The 21,304-nt window shown below is 73.0% G+C and carries 18 protein-coding genes; 8 read left to right on the top strand and 10 right to left on the bottom strand.

Annotated features, from left to right (window positions below; all coding sequences use genetic code 11):
• The 3 genes from EBN88_RS18880 to EBN88_RS18870 form a co-directional block, all read right to left on the bottom strand.
• On the bottom strand, window positions 1-734 hold a 734-nt coding region (locus tag EBN88_RS18880), incomplete at its 3' end, for a coiled-coil domain-containing protein (RefSeq protein WP_122185082.1).
• Window positions 735-934: 200 nt separating this feature from the next.
• Entirely contained in the window at window positions 935-1,762 is an 828-nt protein-coding gene (locus EBN88_RS18875) for a DsbA family protein (RefSeq protein ID WP_122185081.1), read from the bottom strand.
• Between the two features lie 207 nt (window positions 1,763-1,969).
• Window positions 1,970-4,219: a glycoside hydrolase family 9 protein gene (locus tag EBN88_RS18870; RefSeq protein WP_407703430.1), complete on the bottom strand. Its 2,250-nt coding sequence runs from the start codon at window positions 4,217-4,219 to the stop codon at window positions 1,970-1,972.
• Between the two features lie 265 nt (window positions 4,220-4,484).
• Here EBN88_RS18870 and EBN88_RS18865 point away from each other — a divergent pair, with 265 nt between their 5' ends.
• Window positions 4,485-4,832, top strand: a complete 348-nt coding sequence (locus EBN88_RS18865; protein WP_122185084.1) for a hypothetical protein — start codon at window positions 4,485-4,487, stop codon at window positions 4,830-4,832.
• Between the two features lie 480 nt (window positions 4,833-5,312).
• Here EBN88_RS18865 and EBN88_RS18860 read toward each other — a convergent pair whose 3' ends face one another.
• From EBN88_RS18860 to EBN88_RS18845, 4 genes are all read right to left on the bottom strand, one after another.
• Window positions 5,313-5,834 carry an SRPBCC domain-containing protein gene (locus EBN88_RS18860; protein WP_122185079.1) on the bottom strand — a complete coding sequence of 174 codons (522 nt, stop codon included), beginning with the start codon at window positions 5,832-5,834 and terminating at the stop codon, window positions 5,313-5,315.
• Window positions 5,835-5,836: 2 nt separating this feature from the next.
• Complete coding sequence (locus tag EBN88_RS18855; RefSeq protein WP_122185078.1) at window positions 5,837-6,142, bottom strand: ArsR/SmtB family transcription factor; 306 nt, start codon at window positions 6,140-6,142, stop codon at window positions 5,837-5,839.
• Between the two features lie 55 nt (window positions 6,143-6,197).
• The gene (locus EBN88_RS18850) at window positions 6,198-7,853 is read right to left on the bottom strand and encodes a TlrC/CarA/OleB/SrmB family ABC-F type ribosomal protection protein (RefSeq protein ID WP_122185077.1); all 1,656 of its coding nucleotides are present in this window, start codon (window positions 7,851-7,853) and stop codon (window positions 6,198-6,200) included.
• Window positions 7,854-8,045: 192 nt separating this feature from the next.
• A complete protein-coding gene (locus tag EBN88_RS18845) occupies window positions 8,046-8,459 on the bottom strand; it encodes a RidA family protein (RefSeq protein ID WP_122185076.1) in 414 nt (137 codons plus the stop codon).
• Between the two features lie 118 nt (window positions 8,460-8,577).
• Here EBN88_RS18845 and EBN88_RS18840 point away from each other — a divergent pair, with 118 nt between their 5' ends.
• Window positions 8,578-9,660 carry a Gfo/Idh/MocA family protein gene (locus tag EBN88_RS18840; RefSeq protein ID WP_122185075.1) on the top strand — a complete coding sequence of 361 codons (1,083 nt, stop codon included), beginning with the start codon at window positions 8,578-8,580 and terminating at the stop codon, window positions 9,658-9,660.
• 103 nt (window positions 9,661-9,763) lie between these two features.
• Here EBN88_RS18840 and EBN88_RS18835 read toward each other — a convergent pair whose 3' ends face one another.
• Window positions 9,764-10,906 carry a C40 family peptidase gene (locus EBN88_RS18835; protein WP_233580784.1) on the bottom strand — a complete coding sequence of 381 codons (1,143 nt, stop codon included), beginning with the start codon at window positions 10,904-10,906 and terminating at the stop codon, window positions 9,764-9,766.
• A gap of 409 nt (window positions 10,907-11,315) precedes the next feature.
• On the opposite strand from EBN88_RS18835, the gene EBN88_RS18830 reads away from it, so the two are divergent.
• On the top strand, window positions 11,316-11,912 hold the full coding sequence (locus EBN88_RS18830) for a dihydrofolate reductase family protein (RefSeq protein WP_122185073.1): 597 nt from the start codon (window positions 11,316-11,318) through the stop codon (window positions 11,910-11,912).
• Between the two features lie 14 nt (window positions 11,913-11,926).
• Here the strand turns inward: EBN88_RS18830 and EBN88_RS18825 are convergent, their stop codons facing one another.
• A complete protein-coding gene (locus EBN88_RS18825) occupies window positions 11,927-12,646 on the bottom strand; it encodes a DUF1707 SHOCT-like domain-containing protein (protein ID WP_122185083.1) in 720 nt (239 codons plus the stop codon).
• Window positions 12,647-12,909: 263 nt separating this feature from the next.
• Between EBN88_RS18825 and pcrA the strand changes: the two genes are divergently transcribed.
• Both pcrA and EBN88_RS31260 read left to right on the top strand, forming a co-directional pair.
• Window positions 12,910-15,360: a DNA helicase PcrA gene (gene pcrA, locus EBN88_RS18820; protein ID WP_122185072.1), complete on the top strand. Its 2,451-nt coding sequence runs from the start codon at window positions 12,910-12,912 to the stop codon at window positions 15,358-15,360.
• Between the two features lie 187 nt (window positions 15,361-15,547).
• Window positions 15,548-16,291 carry a hypothetical protein gene (locus EBN88_RS31260; protein ID WP_199742414.1) on the top strand — a complete coding sequence of 248 codons (744 nt, stop codon included), beginning with the start codon at window positions 15,548-15,550 and terminating at the stop codon, window positions 16,289-16,291.
• A gap of 127 nt (window positions 16,292-16,418) precedes the next feature.
• On the opposite strand, the gene EBN88_RS18810 is transcribed toward EBN88_RS31260, so the two are convergent.
• Complete coding sequence (locus EBN88_RS18810; RefSeq protein WP_233580783.1) at window positions 16,419-17,933, bottom strand: M23 family metallopeptidase; 1,515 nt, start codon at window positions 17,931-17,933, stop codon at window positions 16,419-16,421.
• Between the two features lie 308 nt (window positions 17,934-18,241).
• Between EBN88_RS18810 and EBN88_RS18805 the strand changes: the two genes are divergently transcribed.
• From EBN88_RS18805 to sucD, 3 genes are all read left to right on the top strand, one after another.
• Window positions 18,242-18,646 (top strand): cobalamin B12-binding domain-containing protein, encoded by a 405-nt coding sequence (locus EBN88_RS18805; protein WP_122185070.1) that lies wholly within the window; start codon window positions 18,242-18,244, stop codon window positions 18,644-18,646.
• A 273-nt stretch (window positions 18,647-18,919) separates the two neighbouring features.
• Window positions 18,920-20,095, top strand: a complete 1,176-nt coding sequence (gene sucC / locus EBN88_RS18800; RefSeq protein WP_122185069.1) for an ADP-forming succinate--CoA ligase subunit beta — start codon at window positions 18,920-18,922, stop codon at window positions 20,093-20,095.
• 62 nt (window positions 20,096-20,157) lie between these two features.
• A complete protein-coding gene (sucD, locus tag EBN88_RS18795) occupies window positions 20,158-21,042 on the top strand; it encodes a succinate--CoA ligase subunit alpha (RefSeq protein ID WP_122185068.1) in 885 nt (294 codons plus the stop codon).
• Window positions 21,043-21,304 lie beyond the last annotated feature (262 nt).

Genomic DNA, 21,304 nt, shown 5'->3' with positions numbered 1-21,304 from the left:
GTGGGCGCCTCGGCGGCGCCGGCGGCCCGCGCCTCGTCCCGGCCGGCGCGCGCCGGCGCCGCGCCCTGGCCCTCCTCGGCGAGGAGCCGTTCCCGCTCCTCGGCGGTGCGGGTGGCCAGCAGCTCCTCGGCCTCGGCCAGCTTCTCCTCGACCACCTCGCGCTGCTCGTCGGCGTCCCGCCTGGCCTCCTCGACGGCCTCGGCCCGCTCGTCCGCCTCGTCCCGCAACTGGTCGATCTCGCGCAGCTTCTCGGAGATCTCCCGCACCTGCTGCGCCTGCCGGTCGCCGGTGCGGTTGGCCACGTCGGCGCGGCGCAGGAAGTCGTCCGGGTCGCTCGACAGCGCCAGGGCCAGCCCGGCGGGCATCCCGCCGCTGCGGTAGCTGGCGCTGGCATGGGCGCCGAGCGCGTCCCGCGCCTCGTTCAGCTCGGCGGTGCGCCGGGCCGCGCGGTCGGACAGCTCGGCCAGCTCCTCCTCGGCCTCCTCGGCGCGCTCGGTGGCCTCGTTGTACGCCTCGGTGGCCCGCTCGGCCTCGTGGTGCAGCGCGTCCACCCGCTCCTCGACCTCGGCGAGGCTGGGCTCGGGCTCGGCCAGGGCCGGGGTGTCCAGCGCGCCGGCGGTGGCGGCGCCGGCCAGCGTGATGCCGGCGGCGACCCGCAGCGCGGGACGGCGGCTCGACGACCAGGGTTTTCGGTAGGTGGGACGCCGCCAACGGCGCCTGCGATGCTCGGCCATGAGGCAGGACGCTAGACCCGCCCGAGGGCCCCAACCGCCGTCTGACCGGCATTGGCGGCAAACGCCCACAGCTGATGGCAGTTGATCGAAATGATCGCCAACGACTACCACTCGTTCGCCATTTAGGACTCAGCGTGTTCGTTCCGGTGGCGGGGGGCCGGTGGCGGGGGGCCGGCGCCGCGCGCCCGAGGCCCGCCCGCTCAGGAGTCGCCGGCCGCCTCGGCCAGCGGCTCGATCACCTCGGCGAACTCGTCGAACGGCCGCGCCCCCTGCACCGGATGCCCGTTGACCAGGAACGACGGCGGCGTGACGATCCCCAGCTCCATCGCCTCCTCGGCGTCCGCGCCCACCGCCTCGCCGGCCTCAGGCGACTCCATCTCCGTCAGCATCAGCTCCACGTCCGGCACCCCGGCCTCCTCGGCCAGCTCCCGCAGCCCCTCCTCCGAGAACCGCCCGCTGTCCAGGTGGAACTCCTCGGCGAACGCGGCCCGGTAGAACTCCTCGAACCGCCCCTGCCGCCCCGCCGCCCAGGCCGCCCGCGCCGCCGCGTCGGACTCGGGCCCGTTGATCGGGAAGTTGCGGAACTCGATCCGCACCACGCCCGTCTCCACATACTCCTCGACGAGCCGCTCGTGCACGCCCCTGGCGTGCGTGCCGCAGAACGCGCACTGGAAGTCCGCGTACTCGATCACCACCACCGGCGCGTCCACGTCCCCGATCGCCAGCGGGTCGTCCGCGTCCCTGCGGGCCAGCTCCAGCGCCGGATGCCCGTCCGGCAGCGGCACGACGCTCTCCTCGCCGCCGGCCCCGTCCGACGCCTCGTCGCCGCCCCCGACCAGCAGCGCGGCGGCCGAGCCCACCAGCAGGAACAGCACCACCACGACGGCCACCACGCCCACGGCCGCCCGCCGCGAGCGCCCGCCGGCCCCGGCCGCACGGCTCGTCCCGGGCCTGCCGCCCGGCCTGGGCTCGCGCCCCGGCCCCGGGGCGCGGTTCGACTTCGGCTTGCGGGAACGGGAGACGGGCATGACCCCAGCCTAGGAGACCGGCCCACCCTGGTTGCCCCGCCCACCTCGGTTGAGTTGCCCATCTCGGTTGACCCGCCCCGCGACCCGGACGCCGAGCGCCCCCGGCCGGGAGCCCGGGGACCCGAGGGACCCATGGACTCCGACCGGGGGCGCGACGGTCAGCCGCTCACCGCGCGGTCATCGTGATCGTGCGCGGCGCCCGGCGGTTCACTCGGCGGCGCCGCCACCGAGGTCGTCGGCGTAGGAGGCGATCCAGGCCAACGGGGCGTTCCAGTTGATGGTGATCTCGTTGGTCGAGTAGGACTCGATGTCGTCGACGTAGCACATCGCCGGGGCGCAGCCCTGGAGCAGGTCCTCGGCCACCGGGTCCTGGAGCGCGCTGTTCGGGCCACCGGCCACCGAACCGGCCGGCGGGTTGGGCAGGCTCGGGTCCAGCTGGTTGGCCCAGAACCGGTGGTGCTGGTTGTGGACGTCACGCTCGCCGTAGCCCGTCACATAGGAGAGGTTCAGCGGGTTGCGGCCCAACAGGTAGTCCAGGCCGGTCAGCACCGCGTCCCGGTAGGCGGTCTCGCCCGTCAGGTCGTGGGCGGTGGCCAGCACCACCATGTTGTTCAGCACCTGGGAGTTGGAGCCCCAGACATAGCCGTCCACGCCCAGCGGCACGCCGTACGCCTCGCCGCCGGCCAGCTCGACCAGGCCGTCGGCGGCCTCGGCCACCGTCGCCCGCACCTCGGCCAGCTCCGCCTCGCTCAGCGCGTTGGGCACCGTGGCCAGCGAGAGCCCGCCGAGCGCGGCGGTCTCGCCCCACGAGAACCCGCCGGGCGGGAAGACGCCCTCGGCGTCACCGTGCAGCTCGGAGCCGAGCACGGCCTCCTTGTAGGTGTCCTCGCCGGTGGTCACGAACAGCTCGGCCGCCGCCCAGTAGAACTCGTCGGTCAGCTTGGCGTCGCTGTAGGCGCCGCCGCCCACGCCGTCGTTGGGGTCGGCCAGCAGGTCCGGGTTGGCCACGGCCGCCGCGTAGGACGACTCGGCGGCCGCCAGCAGCTCGTCGGCGAACTCCGGGTCGTACTCGGCGAAGAGCCGCGCGCCCTGGGCGGCGGCCGCCGCGACGTTCAGCGTCGCGGCCGTCGAGACCGGGTGCAGCTCACGCGGCTGGGCGTCCTGGTGCGGCAGCGTCGGCAGCGCGGTCCACGCGGCGTCGTGCAGCTTGTGGTGCGCCATGCCGGCCAGCTGCTCGCCCTCCGGCACCCGCATGGACAGCAGGAACTCCAGCTGCCAGCGCGCCTCGTCGAGGATGTCCGGCACGCCGTTGCCCTGCTCGGGAACGGCCAGCGCGCCGTCGCCCAGCGGCTCGCCGTTCGCGCCCTCGGTGGTCAGGGTGCGCTCGTAGGAGGAGAGCAGCTGGGCCACCGAGATGCCGCCGTTGACCACGTACTTGCCGTGGTCGCCCGCGTCGTACCAGCCGCCGGCCGCGTCCAGGGTGTAGTCGCACTCGTTCTTCCAGCAGGTCACGCCGTCGTCGCCCTGGTTGGGCGCCTCGTTGACGTGACCGGCCGGGCGCGCGTACTCCTCGCCCACCAGCTCGGCGTCGATCTCGATGCCGCTGCGGTTGTGGTAGAAGTACGCCAGCGCGTCGGAGCGCAGCGTCGAGTAGAGGTCGTCACCGATGGCGAACGGCTCGCTGGTCTCCTCGCCGATGGTCACCGTGTAGCCGTCGCCCGGCGCGGTGACCTCGCTGAAGTCGAAGCCCTGCACGTTCTGTTCGGAGGACGGGTCCACGCCCAGCGGGGTGGTCTCGCCCGTGGCGACCTCGGCGCCGGAGGCGTCGTTGAGCGTCCAGGTCTGGGCGTCGGTGCTCTCGGTGACGAAGGTGCCCTGCTTGGGGCCCTCGGTCAGGTAGCCGACCTGGTTGACGCGGACCGGGGAGCCGGTGTCGGGCTCGTAGACCGGGGGCTCGGCGCCGCCGGTCAGGGAGATGTCGTCCAGGCAGAGGGTGTACGGGTCGGCCTTGCCACCGACCTGGAACACCAACTGCGCGGCGTCGTTGTCGGCACCGACGGTGAAGACGTGGGTGAACGTCGTCGGCTCCGTGCCGATCTGGTCCACGACCGACAGCTCGGTGTCGTACGGCTCCTCGGCCTGCTGCACGGCGGTGCGGCTGGAGGCGGCGGCAGTGGCGGTGGCGGTGTAGCTCAGCTCGTAGGACTCGCCGGCGGTGAGCGCCAGGTCGTTCTGGCCGATGATCGCGTCCCAGGGGTTGGATGTGCCCCCGGGGATGTCGGCGCAGAGCTGGCCGTCCACGACCTCGCCCGGGTTGTCGGCGGTCCACCACCAGGGCTCGGTGGTGCCGTCGGCGAAGTCACCGTTGACGATCAGCTCGGGGCCGTCGGCGGCGCCCGCGTTGGGCAGGGTGATCGCGCCGGCTATGAGGCCGGCGCCGAGGGCAACGCCCAGCAGGCGCTTGCCCCTTCTGGCACGGCGGTGCCCATGGGGCGGGTGGGAAGGATGTTGGGTCACGGCTCGATCCTTCGACGGAACGGATGGGGGTGTGTGCGGTGGTGCTGTGGTGGTGCGCTGTTCTGTCGGCGTACGGTTCGGGCGTTGCGCCTGTGGGAGCGCTCCCAAAAACTCCCACGGCATCGTCGAACGAATGGCAGGAACTCGTCAACCCCCCGTGACCCACCGGTATCGCCCGGAGTTGGCGTCACTAGACTCCGGCGGCATGGGAGTAACCATTGATCTGGTCCTCGCGCTGCACATCATCGGAATCGCGGCGCTGCTCGGGGGTGTGCTGGCGCAGCTGAAGGCCCTGCGGGCGGGCGACGCCACCGTGACGCCGGGGATGCCGCACGGTGCGCTCACCATGCTGGTGACCGGCGTCGCCCTCGTCGGCCTCAACCAGGCGGACGACCAGGAGGTCAACAACACCAAGATCGGGATAAAGATGGCGGTCCTGATCGTCATCCTCGTGCTGGTCTACATCAACCGAGGGCAGAAGGTGTCGTCCGCGATCATGGGCGCGATCGGGTTGTTGACCGTCACGAACATTGTGATCGCGACGGTTTGGTAGGACGGGGGCGCCTCCGGCCGGGCGGGGCCGGGGCGTCCTGCGGCGTGGGCGCGTTCGTTCGGTGAACGGCGGGGCGCGGGTGGGGCGTTGACCGGACGGCGTATGACTTCGCGCGAACGTTGACCGAACGTAGGCGTTGGATGCCCCTGGGGCGAACGTTTTCGGTCAACTGACGGCCGGTGCGGGGCCGTTGTGGGTCCGGCTTGCACGTGTCCGGGCCGGCGCCCGCGCCGGTCGCGTGACCCCGGAGGCGGTGGGACGGTCACCGATCACGGCCTCGCGCGGCCGTGCGTGTTCCTCGACGAGTCCGTCGAGCGTGGTGGAGTCCTCGGCGAGGGAACGCCACCCGGCGCAGGGCATGGGGAAGTCCGGCATCCGCTGTGGCCGTTCGCGGGAGAGCCGGACGGCACCGGGGCCGACGGTGGTTCGATTTCTGTCACGTCGGGTGGTCCGACGGCGGCGGTGCCGTGAACCGGCCCGTCACCCCGCCGCGTAGTGGGCGGCCAACGACGCGGCCTGGGCCCAGACCTCGTCCGACGACGCCCCGTCGAGATGGCGGGTGAGCACGTCGAGGATCAGGTGCCAGCCGAGGGCGAAGTCGCCGGCCGCGTCCCGTGGTGGCTCGCGGTGGGTGAGCAGCAGCCGGGTGCCCTGTGGGGCCGGCGTGAGGCGCCACGCGACGACGGACTCCGGGAGGCCGTCCCACCGCCAGCTGTGCTCCAACGCGCCGCCGTCCCGGGGCGTTTCGGGGGCGTGCAGCGAACGGACCACGCCGGTCGCCGCGCCCTCCTCGCCGAAGTTGAAGCGGACCCGCCCGCCCACCCACGGCTCGATCAGGCAGCCCGGCAGCCAGAACGACAGCCGGTCAGGGTCGGTGAGCGCCCTCCAGACCTCGGTGGGCGAGTGGCGCAGCGGCCGGTCGAAGCGGATGCCGAAGACCCCGTGTTCGTCCAGCCCCAGCAGGCCGGCGCCGGCGGGCGGTCGGTCGTCTGTCGCCGTCATGGTCACCCCGTTCCCTCGTCGAGTGCGGACTCCAGCGCGTCGAGCACGCGTTCCCAGCGGTGCGCCTGCGCCGAGAGCCAGTCGCTGGCCTCGGCCAGCGAGGCGGGGTCGATCCGGTAGAGCCGCTGGGTGCCGACCCGGCGCACCGTGAGCACGCCGCCGTCGACCAGCACCCCGAGGTGCTGGGAGATCGCGGGCCGGCTGCTGGAGAAGTGGCCGGCGATGGTCGTCGCGTTCAACTCCCCGCCGGCCAGCAGCTCCACGATGCGCCGCCGCGTCGGGTCGGCGAGGACGTCGAGCGCTGACATGGAGTGAGTGTAAGTGATTGCTTACGGATGGGGGAAGCCGCCCGGCGCCGAGACCTCAGGCGGCGTCCGGGGCCTCGAACCGGCCGTCCCGCAGCGCGAGATGGCGGCCGGTGAAGCGGGCGCGGAGGCGGCGGTCGTGGGTGACCACGACCAACGTGCCGTGGTAGTCGACGAGCGCCTCCTCCAGGTCCTCGACCAGCGCGGGGGAGAGGTGGTTGGTCGGCTCGTCCAGCAGCAGCACGTCCACCGGCTCGGTGACCAGCCGCGCCAGCTCGATGCGCCGCCGCTGGCCGTACGACAGCTCGCCGATCCGCAGCCCCAGCTCGGACAGTTCGAACAGGCCGAGCGAGAGCAGCGTCTCGATGTGCTCGTCCAGGTCGCCGGGCCCGCCCCGCCCGTGGGCGAAGGCCCGCAGCACGCTGTACCGCTCCGGCCACGGCGTCTCGCGCTGCCGCAGATGCCCGACGCGGCCCGGCACAGCGACGGTGCCGGCGTCCGGGGTCAACTCCCCGGCGATCACCCGCAGCAGCGTCGACTTCCCCGCGCCGTTGGGCCCGGTGATCAACACCCGTTCGTCGTGCCCGAGCCGCAGCGAGGGAACGGCCAGCCGGCCGGCGACCTCGACGCCGCGCAGCTCCACGGCCGGCCCCTCGCTCGTCGCGCCGGTCTCCTCGATCCGCCCGGTGAACGTCAACGGCTCGGGCGGCGGGGCGACCGGATCGGCGGTGAGCCGTTCCACCCGCTCCCTGGCGTTGCGGATGCGGCTGGCCGCGCCGTGCTCGCGGTTGCGGAGGCGGAAGGCGCCGTGGCCGAAGGCCGCCTTGGGGTTCCTGCGCGGGATGGCGTCGAGCCGGTCGACGTTGGAGTCGGCGATCCGCTCGTTGCGCTCCAACTCGCGCCGCCAGTCCTCGTACTGCTGGAGCCGGCGGCGCCGCTCGGCGGCCTTGGCGCGCAGATAGCCGGCGTAGCCGTCGCCGTGCCGGGTGACGGCGCCGGCCTCGATCTCCAGCACGGTCGTGGTCAGCCGCTCCAGGAACACCCGGTCGTGGGTGACGGCGACCACCGTGCCCCGGTGCGCGCGGAGTTGGTCCTCCAGCCAGCCGACGGCCTGGTCGTCGAGGTCGTTGGTCGGCTCGTCCAACAGCAGCAGCTCCGGGCTGGCCGCGAGGGTGGCGGCCAGCGCCAGCCGGGAGCGCTCCCCGCCCGACAGGGTGCCGATCCGCCGGTCGCGCGAAAGCTCGGGCAGGCCGAGGGCGTGCAGCGCGATGTCTACCTTCGCCTCCGCCTGGTAGCCGTCGCGGGCCTCGTAACGTTCCACCAGCGTCGCGTAGTTGGCCAGGGCCGCGTCCAACTCGGGCCCCTCGGGCCCGGCCAGCGCGGCCTCGGCGCGGCGGATGCGCTCCTCCAGCCCGCGCAGGTCGGCCAGCGCCTCGTCGATGGCCTCGGCGACGGTCGCCTGCGGCGGCAGCGCCAGGGTCTGCGGCAGATAGCCGAGACCGCCGGGCGCGGAGACCGTCAACTCGCCCTGGTCGGGCCGCTCGAAGCCGGCGACCAGCCGCAGCAGGGTGGACTTCCCCGAGCCGTTGTCGCCGATCACCCCCACCTTCTCGCCCGGGCTGACGGCGAGGGTGACCCGGTGCAGCACCGTCTTGGCGTCGTAGCGCTTGGTGATGTCACGCAGGGTGAGTTGGGAGGTGGTGGCGACGGGCATGGATCTCCCCGGGGCGGTCGGGCGGGGGCTGGGTGGGCGCGGCGCGGGGGCCGGATCTGGGGGTCGGGGAGAACGCGGCGAGAGGGGTCCGGGCAGCGTAGACGCACCGACCGGAGCCTGGCAACGGTCACGGACGGTGACGCGCGCCCCCGTCCCAGCCGCCAGCGGCCGTCCCAGCCGCCCTCGGCAGCCTCAGTCCTCGTCGAGGACGGCGGCGACGGCCTCGATCTCGACCAGCTGGTCGTCGTAGCCGAGCACGGTGACCCCCAACAGCGTGCTGGGCACGTCGTGTTCGCCGAACGCGTCCCGCACCACCTCCCAGGCCGCCACCAGGTCCGCCTGGTCCGCGCTGGCGACCAGCACCCGGGTGTTGATCACATCGGTCAACGTGGCGCCCGCGTCGGCCAGCGCCGTGCGGAGGTTGGCCACCGCCACGGCCGCCTGGCCGGCGGGGTCGCCGACGGCGGCGGTGGTGCCGTCGGCGTTCAACGGGCAGGCGCCGGCGAGGAAGATCAGCCGCGCCTCGGCGGGCGCGGTGGCGGCGTAGGCGTACTCGGCCACGTCGGAGAGCGAGGCGGAACGGATCAGGGTGACGGCCTTCGGCACGGCGGCGTTCCTTCGGCGGTGGGGTGGGGTGCGGAACCTCCGGATCGTCGCACGGCCGGCCCCCCGGGCGGCGGGAATTACGTTGCGCCAGGGCCGGCGCTGGCGGTGGGCTGTGGTCATGCGCGTGGGTGTGGTGGGACTGGGCATGGGGCTGCGGCTGGCGCTCGACTGCCGGCGGGTCGGGATCGAGGTGGCGGCGGTCTGCGACCGCGACCCGGCGCGGCTGGCCGCCGCGCTGGCCCAACTGCCGGGCGCCACCGGCACGGACGACTGGACGAGGCTGCTCGACGCCGGCCTCGACGGGGTGGTGCTGGCCAACGACTTCGACGCCCACGCCCCGTTGGCCGTCGCCTTCCTGGAACGCGACATCGCCGTGCTCTCCGAGACCGCCGCCTGCGTGGACGAGGCCGAGGGCCAGGCCCTGATCGCGGCGGCCGAGGCGTCGCGGGCCAGTTACTCCTTCGCCGAGAACTACGTCCTGCTGCCGGGGACCCGGCTGCTGCGGGCGGCCGTGGCGGCCGGCGAGCTGGGGCGCCTCCAACTGGTCGAGGCGGACTACCTGCACGGCCTCTCGCCGGAGGCGCTGGCCGAGCTGACCGGCGACCCGCGCCACTGGCGGGGCCGGATCGGGCCGACCGCCTACTGCACCCACACCCTCTCGCCGATCCTGGCGATCACCGGCGCCATGCCGGTCACGGTCTCGGCGTTCGCCGTGGACGAGGGCGACCCGACCACGGCGGTGGTGCTGGTCGTCCGGCTGTCCACGGGCGCGCTGGCCGTCTCCCGGTTCTGCTTCCTCCAGGGCGAGCCCGAGGGGCACTGGAGCGCGCTGTCGGTGCGCGGCACCCGGGCGCTCGCCGAGTCGGTGCGGGCGCCGGGCGAACGCGCCTGGGCGGTGCGGTTCCGGCGGGAGGCGTGGACCACCCCGGACGGCGCGGGGCCGCACGAGGAGGAACGCGTGCCGCCGCCGCTCGTCCTCGACGGCGCCGTGGTGGAACGCGAACGTGAGGCCACGGTGCTGCTGCTGAGGGGCTGGCGGGCGACCGTGGAGGAGGGGCGGCCGCCGCTGGTGCCGGTGCGGCAGGCCGTCGCCGCCTCGCTGGTCGGCGTCGCCGGCGCGGTCTCCCTCGCCGAGGGCTCCCGCCAGGTGCCCGTCCCCGACGTGGGACCGGGCAACGAACGGGCGGCGCCCGGCCGTTGACCGTGCCGCGCCCGGCCGCTGACCGTGCCGTGCCCGGCCGCTGACCGTGCCGTGCCCGGCCGTTGACCGTGCCGTGCCCGGCCGTTGACCGTGCCGCGCGTTCTCAGGCCGGGCGGACGGCGCTGTGCCAGGGCATGTTGTCGATCGACTCGTACTTGATGACGTCGCCCGGCTTGGGCGCGTGGATCATCTGGCCGTCGCCGACATAGAGGCCGACATGGCTGATGTCGTCGTAGAAGAAGATCAGGTCGCCGGGCTGGATCTGGTCACGCGGGATGGTGGTGCCGATGTTCACCTGGTCCCAGGTGACCCGGGGTATCTCCACGCCGGCCGCGCGCCAGGCGGCCTGGGTCAGCCCGGAGCAGTCGTAGGAGTTCGGCCCGGTGGCGCCCCAGACATAGGGCTTGCCCAACTCGCCCTCGGCGAAGGCGATCGCCGTGTCGGCCAGCGTCGCGTAGTCGCCTGACTCCGGCGGTGCCTCGGGCTGTTGCTCCTGCTCGGCCTGCTCGGCCTCCCGGGCCGCCTCCTCGGCGGCGGCGCGCTCCCGCTCCTCCTGCTCGCGGCGTTCCCGCTCCTGCCGGGCCTCCTCGGCGGCGCGGGCGGCCTCCTCCTCTTCCAGCCGCTCCAACTCGGCCAGCTCGGCCTGTTCCTCCTCGTCGAGCTGGTCGAGCAGGGCCCTGGCCTCGGCGAGCCGGTCCTGGACCGCCTGCCGCTGGTTCTGAAGCTCGGTCTCCCGCTCCTCCAGCTCGGCCAACGCCTCGGTGGCCGCCTCCTGCTCCTCCTCGGCCGCCCGCTCGCGCGCGGTGAACGTGTCGAGGGCGTGCTGCTGGAGGCCGGTCAGCCGGTTGAGGGTGTAGCCGGTGTCGAAGAAGCTCTTGGGGTCGTCGGCCAGCAGCAGCGCCGCCGCGTCGGGCAGCCCGCCCGTGCCGGCGCGGTACTGCGCGGCGGCCATCGCGCCCAGCGTCTGCCGGGCCTCGTTCACCTGCTCGGTGGCGGCGGCCGCCGCGTTCAACGCCTCGTCCACCTGGGCCTGTTGGGCGTCCACGTCCTCCTGCGCCGCGTTGTAGCGCTGGGTGGCCACGCCGGCCTCGTGGTAGAGGTGGTCGACCTGTTCGCGGACCTCGCGGGCCCGCTCGGCGGCGGAGTCGGCGCGGTCCCGCTGCTCCTCGATCGCCGGGGGATCGTCGTCGTCGGCGAACGCCGGGTGGCTGAGCAGGGTCGCCGAGGCGAGGGCCGCTGCGCCCACGCTCAGGGCGCCTCGACGCGCGGACGGGGACTCCAGAAGGCCGCCGCGCGGCTTGCGGTGAGTGCCCAAGGCCGGTGTCTCCAATCCCTGGCCGAACGTGGGCTGCCACGGCGGCTGTGCCGCGCGGCGACGGGGACGCCCTACGAACGGAGGCGGCCCGTGCCGCCGGGTGCGGCGTCAGGGGAGCGAGCCACCTGGCGCTGCACGGTAGTCACTTGGCGGGGCCTTTGGGAAGGCTGGTGTGCGATATGACCGAAACCAATTTGTGATCTTTGCCTCGTGATCGGGATCGACCGTTCAACTGTTCGGTGACCGGCGTCACTTCGATCGGGAACGGTCGAGCGATGAGTTCGGCGCCCGACCCCGGTCATCACACACAACAGACCGAGAGTGAACAGGAGCCCCTCCCATGCGTGTTGTCACCATCTCCTTCATCAGCCTCGACGGCGTCGCGCAGGCCCCCGGCGGTCCCGAGGAGGACACCGACGGCGGCTTCGCGCACGGCGGTTGGGCGGGACCGTTCTTCGACGAGGCGGTGGTGGGCGGCGCCTTCGACGACGCGGTCTCGGGCGCTGAGGCGCTCCTCTTCGGCCGCCGCACCTGGTCCGCGATGGCCACCGCCTGGCAGGAGCGGGCCGGCGACCCGTTCGCCGACCGCCTCACCTCCCTGCCCAAGTACGTCGTCAGCGACTCCGTCACCGACCCCGACCGCACCTGGGCCAACACCACCCGCATACCCCGCGACCAGCTCGTCTCGAAGATCCAGGCGGCGCGCGGCGCCGGCGAGGGGGACATCGTGGTGCAGGGCAGCACGACGGTGGTGCGCGCCCTGCTGGACGCGGGGCTGGTCGACGAACTGCGCCTGCTGGTGATGCCGGTGCTGCTCGGCGGCGGCAAGTCGATCTTCCCGGAGAGCGGCCGGAACGCCGCCTTCGAGCTGGTCTCCACGAAGCCCAACCCGGCCGGCACCGTGGTCAACATCTACCGCCCCGTCAACCGCCCCTGAGGCGGTCGGCGCCCTCAGGCCGGGTTGTCGCGCAGACGGCGCCGCTCCCAGCGGTTGGGGTGGCGCACCGTCGCGCCACCCATCCCGCAGCTGCCGGTCACCCACACCGTCGGCGCGCCCTCCGGCGCCTCCCCCGAGGTGCGGTCGCGCAGCCCGCCGATCGACGGGTCCACGCCGCTGGTGTCCACCCGCCAGCCCTCGGGGACGACGACGGTCACGCCCGCCATCTCGCCGCGCACCTCCACCTCGACCTCGCCCAGCGGCAGTTCGGTCCTGGTGAAGTCCACCCTGACCCCGCCCATGCCGCCCTTGGCGACGACCTTCGCCGGCACCTGCCAGCGCCCCACGCGCTCCGCGCCGTGCAGCCCGCCCTTGAGGACCAGCGGCCGCTCGTCCCGCCGGCTCGGCGGCGGGCCCAGCGGAACGGGGCGCTGCTGGTGCGGGCCCGGCAGGTCGGCCGTCAGCGGGGCCAGCTCGCCGTAGGTCCTGGCGCCGAACGCCAACTCCAGCCGCTCCTCCAGCTCGTCGAGGTCGAGACGCCCCTCGCCGGCCGCCTCCCGCAGCCGCTCGGCCACCGCCTCGCGGTCGGCGTGCGAGGCGCGCAGCCCGGCCCTCGGGTCGGCGGGCACGTCGGCCGGCGTGGCCTTCCGCGGCGGCGCGGGCTTCCCCGACGGCGCCGACCCGTCGGCCGGTCCCGCGTTCTCGGCGTCGGCTGGCTGGCTTCCGGAGGTCATGGCGGGGCGGTCCCTCTCGTACACGGTCTCGACCACGCCGCGGGCGGGGCCGTTCCACGGCGCCCCGCCGGGCGGGAGGACCGGCGGCGCCGACCCGTTCCACCAACATAGCCAGGGCGAACGGCGCCGTCCCGGCCCGAGCCGGGATCTCGGGGTCAACTCCGGGTGAACCCCTCCGGCGCGCGGCCGAGCCGCCCCCGAACGACCGGGGTTCTCCCCGTCGGGCCCGCGCTGTCACAGGGGCCATCTAGACTCGGTGGGCGATGAGCGGCCTCTTCGACGACCAAGCCCTGGCGGACCTCGACCCCACCCCGGACGAGGAGCCGCCGCCGCCCGAGCCCGAGGACGCGCACGGCGGCGCCGGCCAGGAGGACGTTCCCGACGACCTCTTCGCCGGCACCTTCGCCGAGCCACGGGCCGCCGACGAGGACGCCTACTACCGCAACGGCGCGCGCAAGCCGATCAGCGACCCGGCCGTGCTGCTGGACGGGCTCAACGAGCAGCAGCGCGCCGCCGTCACCCACAGCGGAGGGCCGCTGCTGATCGTGGCCGGCGCCGGCTCGGGCAAGACCCGGGTGCTGACCCACCGCATCGCCCACCTGCTGTCGGCCCGCAACGCGCACCCCGGCCAGATCCTCGCGATCACCTTCACCAACAAGGCCGCCGGCGAGATGCGCGAGCGGGTCACCGAGCTGGTCGGCCCGCGCGCCAACGCGATGTGGGTCATGACCTTCCACAGCGCCTGCGTCCGCATCCTCCGCCGGGAGAGCCGCCAACTCGGCTTCACCTCCAGCTTCTCCATCTACGACGCGGCCGACGCCAAGCGCCTGATGGCCCTCGTCTGCCGCGACCTGGAGCTGGACCCCAAGCGCTTCCCGCCCAAGTCCTTCAGCGCCAGGGTCTCCAACCTGAAGAACGAGCTGATCGACCCGGAGGACTTCGCCGCCGCCGCCTCCGACACGTTCGAGAAGACGCTCTCCGAGGCGTACTCGATGTACCAGGCGCGGCTGCGCGAGGCCAACGCGCTGGACTTCGACGACATCATCATGACCACCGTCCACCTGCTCCAGGCGTTCCCCGACGTCGCCGAGCACTACCGCCGCCGCTTCCGGCACATCCTGGTCGACGAGTACCAGGACACCAACATCGCCCAGTACACGCTGATCAGGGAGCTGGTCGGCGAGCCGGGCGGCCCGCTGGAGCCGGCGGAGCTGTGCGTGGTGGGCGACGCCGACCAGTCGATCTACGCGTTCCGTGGCGCCACCATCCGCAACATCCTCCAGTTCGAGCAGGACTTCCCGCAGGCCGCGACGCTGCTGCTGGAGCAGAACTACCGCTCCACGCAGACGATCCTCTCCGCCGCCAACGCGGTGATCGCCCGCAACGAGGACCGCCGCCCGAAGAACCTGTGGACCAACGCGGGCGGCGGCGCCCGCATCGTCGGCTATGTCGCGGACACCGAGCACGACGAGGCCCAGTTCGTCGCCGACGAGATCGACCGGCTGACCGACGCGGGCGACGCCAGGCCGGGCGAGGTCGCCATCTTCTACCGCACCAACGCCCAGTCCCGGATCTTCGAGGAGGTCTTCATCCGGGTCGGCCTGCCGTACAAGGTGGTCGGCGGCGTCCGCTTCTACGAGCGGCGCGAGGTGCGGGACGTGCTGGCGTACCTGCGGGTGCTGGCCAACCCCGAGGACACCGTTCCGCTGCGCCGCATCCTCAACGTCCCCAAGCGCGGCATCGGCGACCGGGCCGAGGCCATGATCGAGGCCCTGGCGCTGCGCGAGCGGATCTCGTTCGCCCAGGCGCTGCGCCGCGTGGACGAGGCGTACGGGATGGCGGCCCGTTCCGCCAACGCGGTCCGGCGGTTCAACGTGCTGCTGGAGGAGCTGCGCACCGTGGTCGAGTCCGGCGCCGGGCCGGCCACCGTGCTGGAGGCCGTGCTGGAACGCACCGGCTATCTCGCCGAGTTGCAGGCCTCGACCGACCCGCAGGACGAGACCCGGGTGGAGAACCTCCAGGAACTGGCCGCCGTGGCCCTGGAGTTCGAGCAGGAGCGCGCCCAGGCCGAGGAGGAGTCGCCCGGCACGCTGGCCGACTTCCTGGAGCGGGTGGCGCTGGTCGCCGACTCCGACGAGATCCCCGACGAGGCGGACGAGGGCGGCGTGATCACGCTGATGACCCTGCACACCGCCAAGGGCCTGGAGTTCCCCGTCGTCTTCCTCACCGGCATGGAGGACGGCGTCTTCCCGCACATGCGGTCGCTGGGCAGGACCAAGGAGTTGGAGGAGGAGCGGCGGCTGGCCTACGTCGGGATCACCCGGGCCAGGCAGCGGCTCTATGTCACGCGCTCGGTGCTGCGCAGCGCCTGGGGCCAGCCCCAACACAACCCGCCGTCCCGGTTTCTGGAGGAGATCCCCGAGGAGCACGTCGAGTGGCGGCGCACCGGCCCGGTCGCCAGGACGCCGGAGCCGCCGGCCCCCGTGGCGGCCCGACGCGGCGGCGCCACCGGAGCGTTCGCCACCGGCCGTTCGTCGTCCAGCCGGCCGGTCGTCTCGCTCGCGCCGGGTGACCGGGTGACGCACGACACGTTCGGGATGGGCCGGGTCGTCGCCGTGCAGGGCGAGGGCGACCGGGCGGAGGCCACCATCGACTTCGGCGGCGAGAAGCCCAAGCGGCTGCTGCTCCGCTACGCCCCCGTGGAGAAGCTCTGACATCCGCCCTGACATCCGCCCTGACCTGCCCGGCACGTCGGTCCGAGTGTCGCCGTCGTGTCACAGAGCGGGGAAAGGGGTTGTGGTCGGGCTGGGGGAGCGATGAGATGCTTCAGGCACGTTTCGTACTCCACTTCCTTCCTGTCCCCGGAGTACGTATCTCTTTCACTTCCCCAGGGGGAACCACATGAGCCAGCCCTGGCAGCAACAGCCGGAGGGTGGGTACGGCGGCCAGCAGCCGCCCCAGCAGCCCGGTGGCCATCAGCCGCAGTACGGCCAGCAGCCCCAGCAGCCACCCAACCCCTACGGCCAGCAGCCTCCGCAGCCGGGCTACGGCTACCCGCAGCAGCCGCAGCCGCCCCAGCAGGGCTACGGCTACCCGCAGCAACAGCAGCCCCCGCACCAGCCGGGCCCCTACGGCGGCCCGGGCGGCGGCTTCCCCCCGCCCCCGCCGCCGTCCGGCGCCACGGGCAACCCGGCGATCGCCATCCTGGCCGCCGTCGGCGCGATGCTGGTCGTCGGCTTCGTCTACGGCCTGATCTACAACGGCATGTTCGACGAGGAGAAGATGGAGTTCAGCCAGGTCACCTGGCTGTCGCTCCTGGTCGGCGCCGGCGTCGCCGTCGGCCCCGCCTTCCTCGCCAAGAAGAACTACGTGGTGTGGGGCGTCGCCGCCGTGCTCGCCCTGGTGGCCGCCGTCTTCGGTGAGCTGTGGGGCACCGCGATGGTGATCAGCGAGTACATCTACGGCGGCGAGATGGCCGCCGAGTTCGGCGTGGAGTCCAAGGGCACGCTGGAGGTCTTCTTCAGCGACTTCGGCGACGTCTGGGACGGCTGGTCGGACGGCATGGAGGCCATCAACTACCTGATGCTCCTGCTGGCCCCGGTCGGCGCGCTCGCCGTCTGCTCCTCGGTGAGCAAGCGGTCCTGAGCCACCCGACACCCCGTCCGCGCGGCCACACCGCCGCGACGAACGAGAGCGACGACGCGAGCGCGCCGGTCCCCAACGGGGCTGGCGCGCTCGGGCGTTGCGGTGGGACGGCCGGAATCGGCCGGGATCAGGTGGGCTCCAGGCCCTTGCCGCGCAGCCAGGCCAGCGGGTCGATCGCGGAGCCGCCGTAGGGCCTGACCTCGAAGTGCAGATGGGGCCCGGTGGAGGTGCCCGAGTTGCCCGAGTAGGCGATCACGGTGCCGGCCTGCACCCAACCCGACTGGAAGACCGTGCTGTCCAGGTGCGCGTACCAGGTCTCGGTGCCGTCGGGTGCGGTGAGGATGACCATGTTGCCGTAGCTGGGGTTCCACTGGGTGCGGATCTCGCCGTCGGTGGCGGCCATCACCGGTGTGCCGTAGCTGACGGGGAAGTCGATCCCGGTGTGGGTGGACATCCAGTTGACGCCGGCCTGGCCGAAGTAGGCGCTCAGGCCGTGCTGTTCCACGGGGACGAAGAACTTGGGCCGCAGGGCCTCCTGCCGCGCGGCCTCCTCCTCGGCGGCCTGCTCCTCGGCCTCGATCTGCGCCTCCAGGTCCATCCGGCCCTGGGTCCGGCTGGCGCGGTCGGCGTAGTCGTCCACGGCGGCCGACAGCCCCTGCAACTGGGTGTCGAACTGCTCGTTGGCGGCGATCTCCTCGACCTCGGCCGGGTCGGGCGCCGCGACGGGCGGCGGCTCGCCGGTGTCGGAGGAGCCGGAGACGGTGGCGGCGGTCGCGGCCGCCGTGACGCCGAGCACCGCGAGGGAGGGGGCCGCCACGCTCAACAGCGCGGAGCGGCGCGGCCGTTGCGAGCGCCGCCGGCCACGGCCGACGGGCTTGCCGACGACGACGGGGCGTGGGGCAGGGACGAACGCGTCGGCGTCGTCGAGATCGAGGTCGCGGTCGAGGTCGGCGGGGTCGTCGGCGGGCGCGGGGCCCGGCTCCTTCGCGTCGGCCTCGCTCGGCCCGGCGGTCAGCGGGTCAACGGCCGGCCGTTCGGCGGCCGGTTCGGCGGCCTCGTCGGACGTGGCCTGGTGTTCCGCTCCGTCCGCTTCCACCCACGGCCGATCCGGCTCGGCGGCCCAGCCGCCCTGGTCAGGGTAGCCGAACGGGTCGTGCGTCGCGGCGAGTTGGTCGGCCGGTTGGTCGAGGCGCTGGTCGGCGTAGTAGTCAACGTGGTGGTCGGCGTGCGGTGCCGCGTACTGCTGATAGGTCCCGTACTCCCCTTGGTGCTCGGGATAGCCGGCGTACTCCCCGTACCCCTGGTCGTATCCCTGGTGCTGCTGGTGGTGCTGGTACGACGACGGGTCCTGGTGGTCGGCGTGGCCCGGGAGTCGCTCGCCCTGGCCCGCGAACGGGGTGGCGCCCCAGCCGGCGTCCGGCGTCGCGCCGTACCCCTGGTCGTGGCCGTACCCGTAGCCGTAGCCGTCGGCGGGGGCCGGATACCCGGCCATCGCGCCCGTTCCCTGGGCCGTCGCGTAGTGCCCGGCGTAGCTGTCGAACGGGCCGCCGAGGGGGTTCTCGTCGAGGGTGGTGGGGGGGAAGGAGCCGAGGCCGGAGTAGTCCAACTGGTCGGGTGTTCCCGACAACAGACGATCGCTCACCGACCATGCCTTTCGGCTCGACAACAGGAGCTGGGGTGGGGACCCGGCGGCTGCTGGACGGTGACTGTACCCGGGGGTACGCGAGCCCCACAATCTTCGGCCGGTTGTTCCTGGGTTTCCAGACATGAGGAAACGGGCAATAGGCCGCCTTTCGGCGGCGCGGCCATCGATACCGCACTTTGTGTTCGAGCCGAGTTCGAATGTCGAGCGGTGGCCACCGGCGGCTGACGGGCGGGTGGTGGGTGCGCGATGCTGTGGTTAACGTCCGTTCGCGTCGTTGCGGCGGCGCGTTCCTTGGGAGGCAGTCGATGGGTGATGCGGGACCGATCAGGGTCGTGGTGGCCAAGCCGGGACTCGACGGGCACGACCGGGGGATCAAGCTGATCGCCAGGGCGCTGCGGGACGCGGGGATGGAGGTCATCTACACCGGGCTGCACCAGACGCCCGAGCAGATCGTGGCCACCGCCATCCAGGAGGACGCCGACGCCATCGGCCTCTCCATTCTCTCCGGGGCCCACAACACCCTCTTCGCGCGGGTGTTGGAGCTGCTGAGGGAGCAGGACGCCGCCGACATCACGGTGTTCGGCGGCGGCATCATCCCGGAGGACGACATCCCGCCGCTCAAGGAGCAGGGGGTGGCGGAGATCTTCACCCCGGGTGCCCCCACGGGTGAGGTGGTGGAGTGGGTGCGCGGCCATGTGCGCGCCGGCTGATCCGCGACGGCGTGGTTTCGCGGCGCGCCGGCGCCCGGTGCGGCCCGCGCGCCGCGTCGCGCGCCGGCACGCCGAGTCCGGGCCGATTTGTGACAGGTCTCACCACGCGCGGGTGACCCACGACCCTAAAGGCCCGCACCGCCACCGATACGCTCGACTCCGGACATGCCGCGTGCGCGGTTTCGCCTCGCTTTGCGCCTCGCACCGCGGCCACGCGGCACGCCCACGTCGAGAACGAACCGCGAGATTCACTGACTGAGGACGGACGCGAGCGTGGACCTGTTCGAATACCAGGCGAGGGATCTCTTCGCCAAGCATGGCGTGCCGGTGCTGGCCGGCGAAGTCATCGACACGCCGGAGGCGGCGCGTGAGGTGACCGAGCGGCTTGGCGGTCGCGCGGTCGTCAAGGCGCAGGTGAAGACCGGTGGTCGAGGAAAGGCCGGCGGCGTCAAGCTCGCCTCCGACCCGGCGGACGCCGTGGAGAAGGCCGGGGCCATCCTCGGCATGGACATCAAGGGCCACACCGTGCACCGCGTGATGCTGGCCCAGACGGCGGACATCGCGGAGGAGTACTACGTCTCCTTCCTCCTGGACCGCACCAACCGCACCTTCCTGGCGATGGCCTCGGTCGAGGGCGGCATGGACATCGAGGAGGTGGCCGCCACCAAGCCGGAGGCGCTGGCCCGCATCCCGGTGGACGCCGTCGACGGGGTGGGCGAGGAGAAGGCGCGGGAGATCGTCGCCGCCGCGAGGTTCCCCGCCGAGGTCGCCGAGCAGGTGGCCGACGTGCTGCGCCAGCTGTGGCAGGTCTTCATCAAGGAGGACGCCCTGCTGGTCGAGGTCAACCCGCTGGTGAAGACCGCCGACGGTCAGGTCATCGCGCTGGACGGCAAGGTGTCCCTGGACGCCAACGCCGAGTTCCGTCAGCCCGACCACGCCGCGCTGGAGGACCGCGCCGCCGCCAACCCGCTGGAGGCGGCCGCCAAGGAGCGCGGCCTCAACTACGTGAAGCTGGACGACGGCAACGTCGGCATCATCGGCAACGGCGCCGGCCTGGTCATGAGCACCCTGGACGTGGTCGCCTACGCGGGCGAGAAGCACGGCGGGGCCAAGCCGGCCAACTTCCTGGACATCGGCGGCGGCGCCTCCGCCGAGGTGATGGCCAACGGCCTGGAGATCATCCTCGGCGACCCGGACGTGAAGTCCGTCTTCGTGAACGTCTTCGGCGGCATCACCGCCTGTGACGCCGTCGCCAACGGCATCGTGCAGGCCCTGGAGTTGCTGCGGACCAAGGGCGAGGAGGTCAGCAAGCCCCTGGTGGTCCGGCTCGACGGCAACAACGCGGAGCTGGGTCGGAAGATCCTCACCGACGCCAACCACCCGCTGGTCGAGCAGGTCGACACCATGGACGGCGCGGCCGACCGGGCCGCCGAGCTGGCCGCCAAGTAACCGTTCCCACGGGGTCCGTGACGAGACAGACGAGAACAGACGAGGACAGCGAGACTCACACCATGGCTATCTTCCTCACCAAGGAGAGCAAGGTCATCGTCCAGGGGATGACCGGCTCCGAGGGCCAGAAGCACACCCGGCGGATGCTGGCCGCCGGCACCAACATCGTCGGCGGCGTCAACCCGCGCAAGGCCGGCACCAGCGTGGACTTCGACGGCACCGAGATCCCGGTCTTCGGCGGCGTCAGGGAGGCCATCGACGCGACCGGCGCCGATGTCACGGTGATCTTCGTACCCGAGAAGTTCACCAAGTCCGCCGTGATCGAGGCGATCGACGCCGAGATCCCGCTGGCCGTGGTCATCACCGAGGGCATCGCGGTGCACGACACCGCCGCCTTCTGGTCCTACGCGGGCAAGAAGGGCAACAAGACCCGCATCATCGGTCCCAACTGCCCGGGTCTGATCACCCCCGGCCAGTCCAACGCGGGCATCATCCCGGCCGACATCACCAAGCCGGGCCGCATCGGGCTGGTCTCCAAGTCCGGCACGCTGACCTACCAGATGATGTACGAGCTGCGGGACATCGGCTTCAGCTCCTGCGTCGGCATCGGCGGCGACCCGATCATCGGCACCACCCACATCGACGCGCTGGCCGCCTTCGAGGCCGACCCGGAGACCGACCTGATCGTGATGATCGGCGAGATCGGCGGCGACGCCGAGGAGCGGGCCGCCGACTTCATCAAGGCCAACGTCACCAAGCCGGTCGTCGGCTATGTGGCCGGGTTCACCGCCCCCGAGGGCAAGACGATGGGCCACGCGGGCGCCATCGTCTCCGGCTCCTCGGGCACCGCCCAGGCGAAGAAGGAGGCCCTGGAGGCCGCCGGCGTCCGGGTCGGCAAGACCCCCTCCGAGACCGCCCGGCTGGCCCGCGAGGCGCTGGCCGCCTGAAGGCTCGGAGTCAACCGGGTACAACCGGCCCGCTCCACCGCACCGTTGGGGCGCCCCTCGGCCCAGGCCGACCAGGGCGCCCCTCGGCGTTCCCGGGTTCCTCGTGGAACGGCCGGCTACCCGAGGCCGGCGAGCACGCCGGCGCCGGCCAGCGCGAGGGCGGCGCCGGCGAAGAGGGCGGCCGAGCCCCGCACGATCCGGCGGGTGGTGCGCTCGCTGGCCCGCAGCGCCTCGCCGGCCGGCGGCGGCACGGCGCGCTGCG

It is taken from the genome of Streptomyces triticirhizae, from assembly GCF_003696235.1.
GTDB lineage: Bacteria > Actinomycetota > Actinomycetes > Streptomycetales > Streptomycetaceae > Streptomyces > Streptomyces triticirhizae.
Note: the sequence above shows the minus strand (reverse complement) of the source record. Positions and strands in the feature narration are given on the sequence as shown.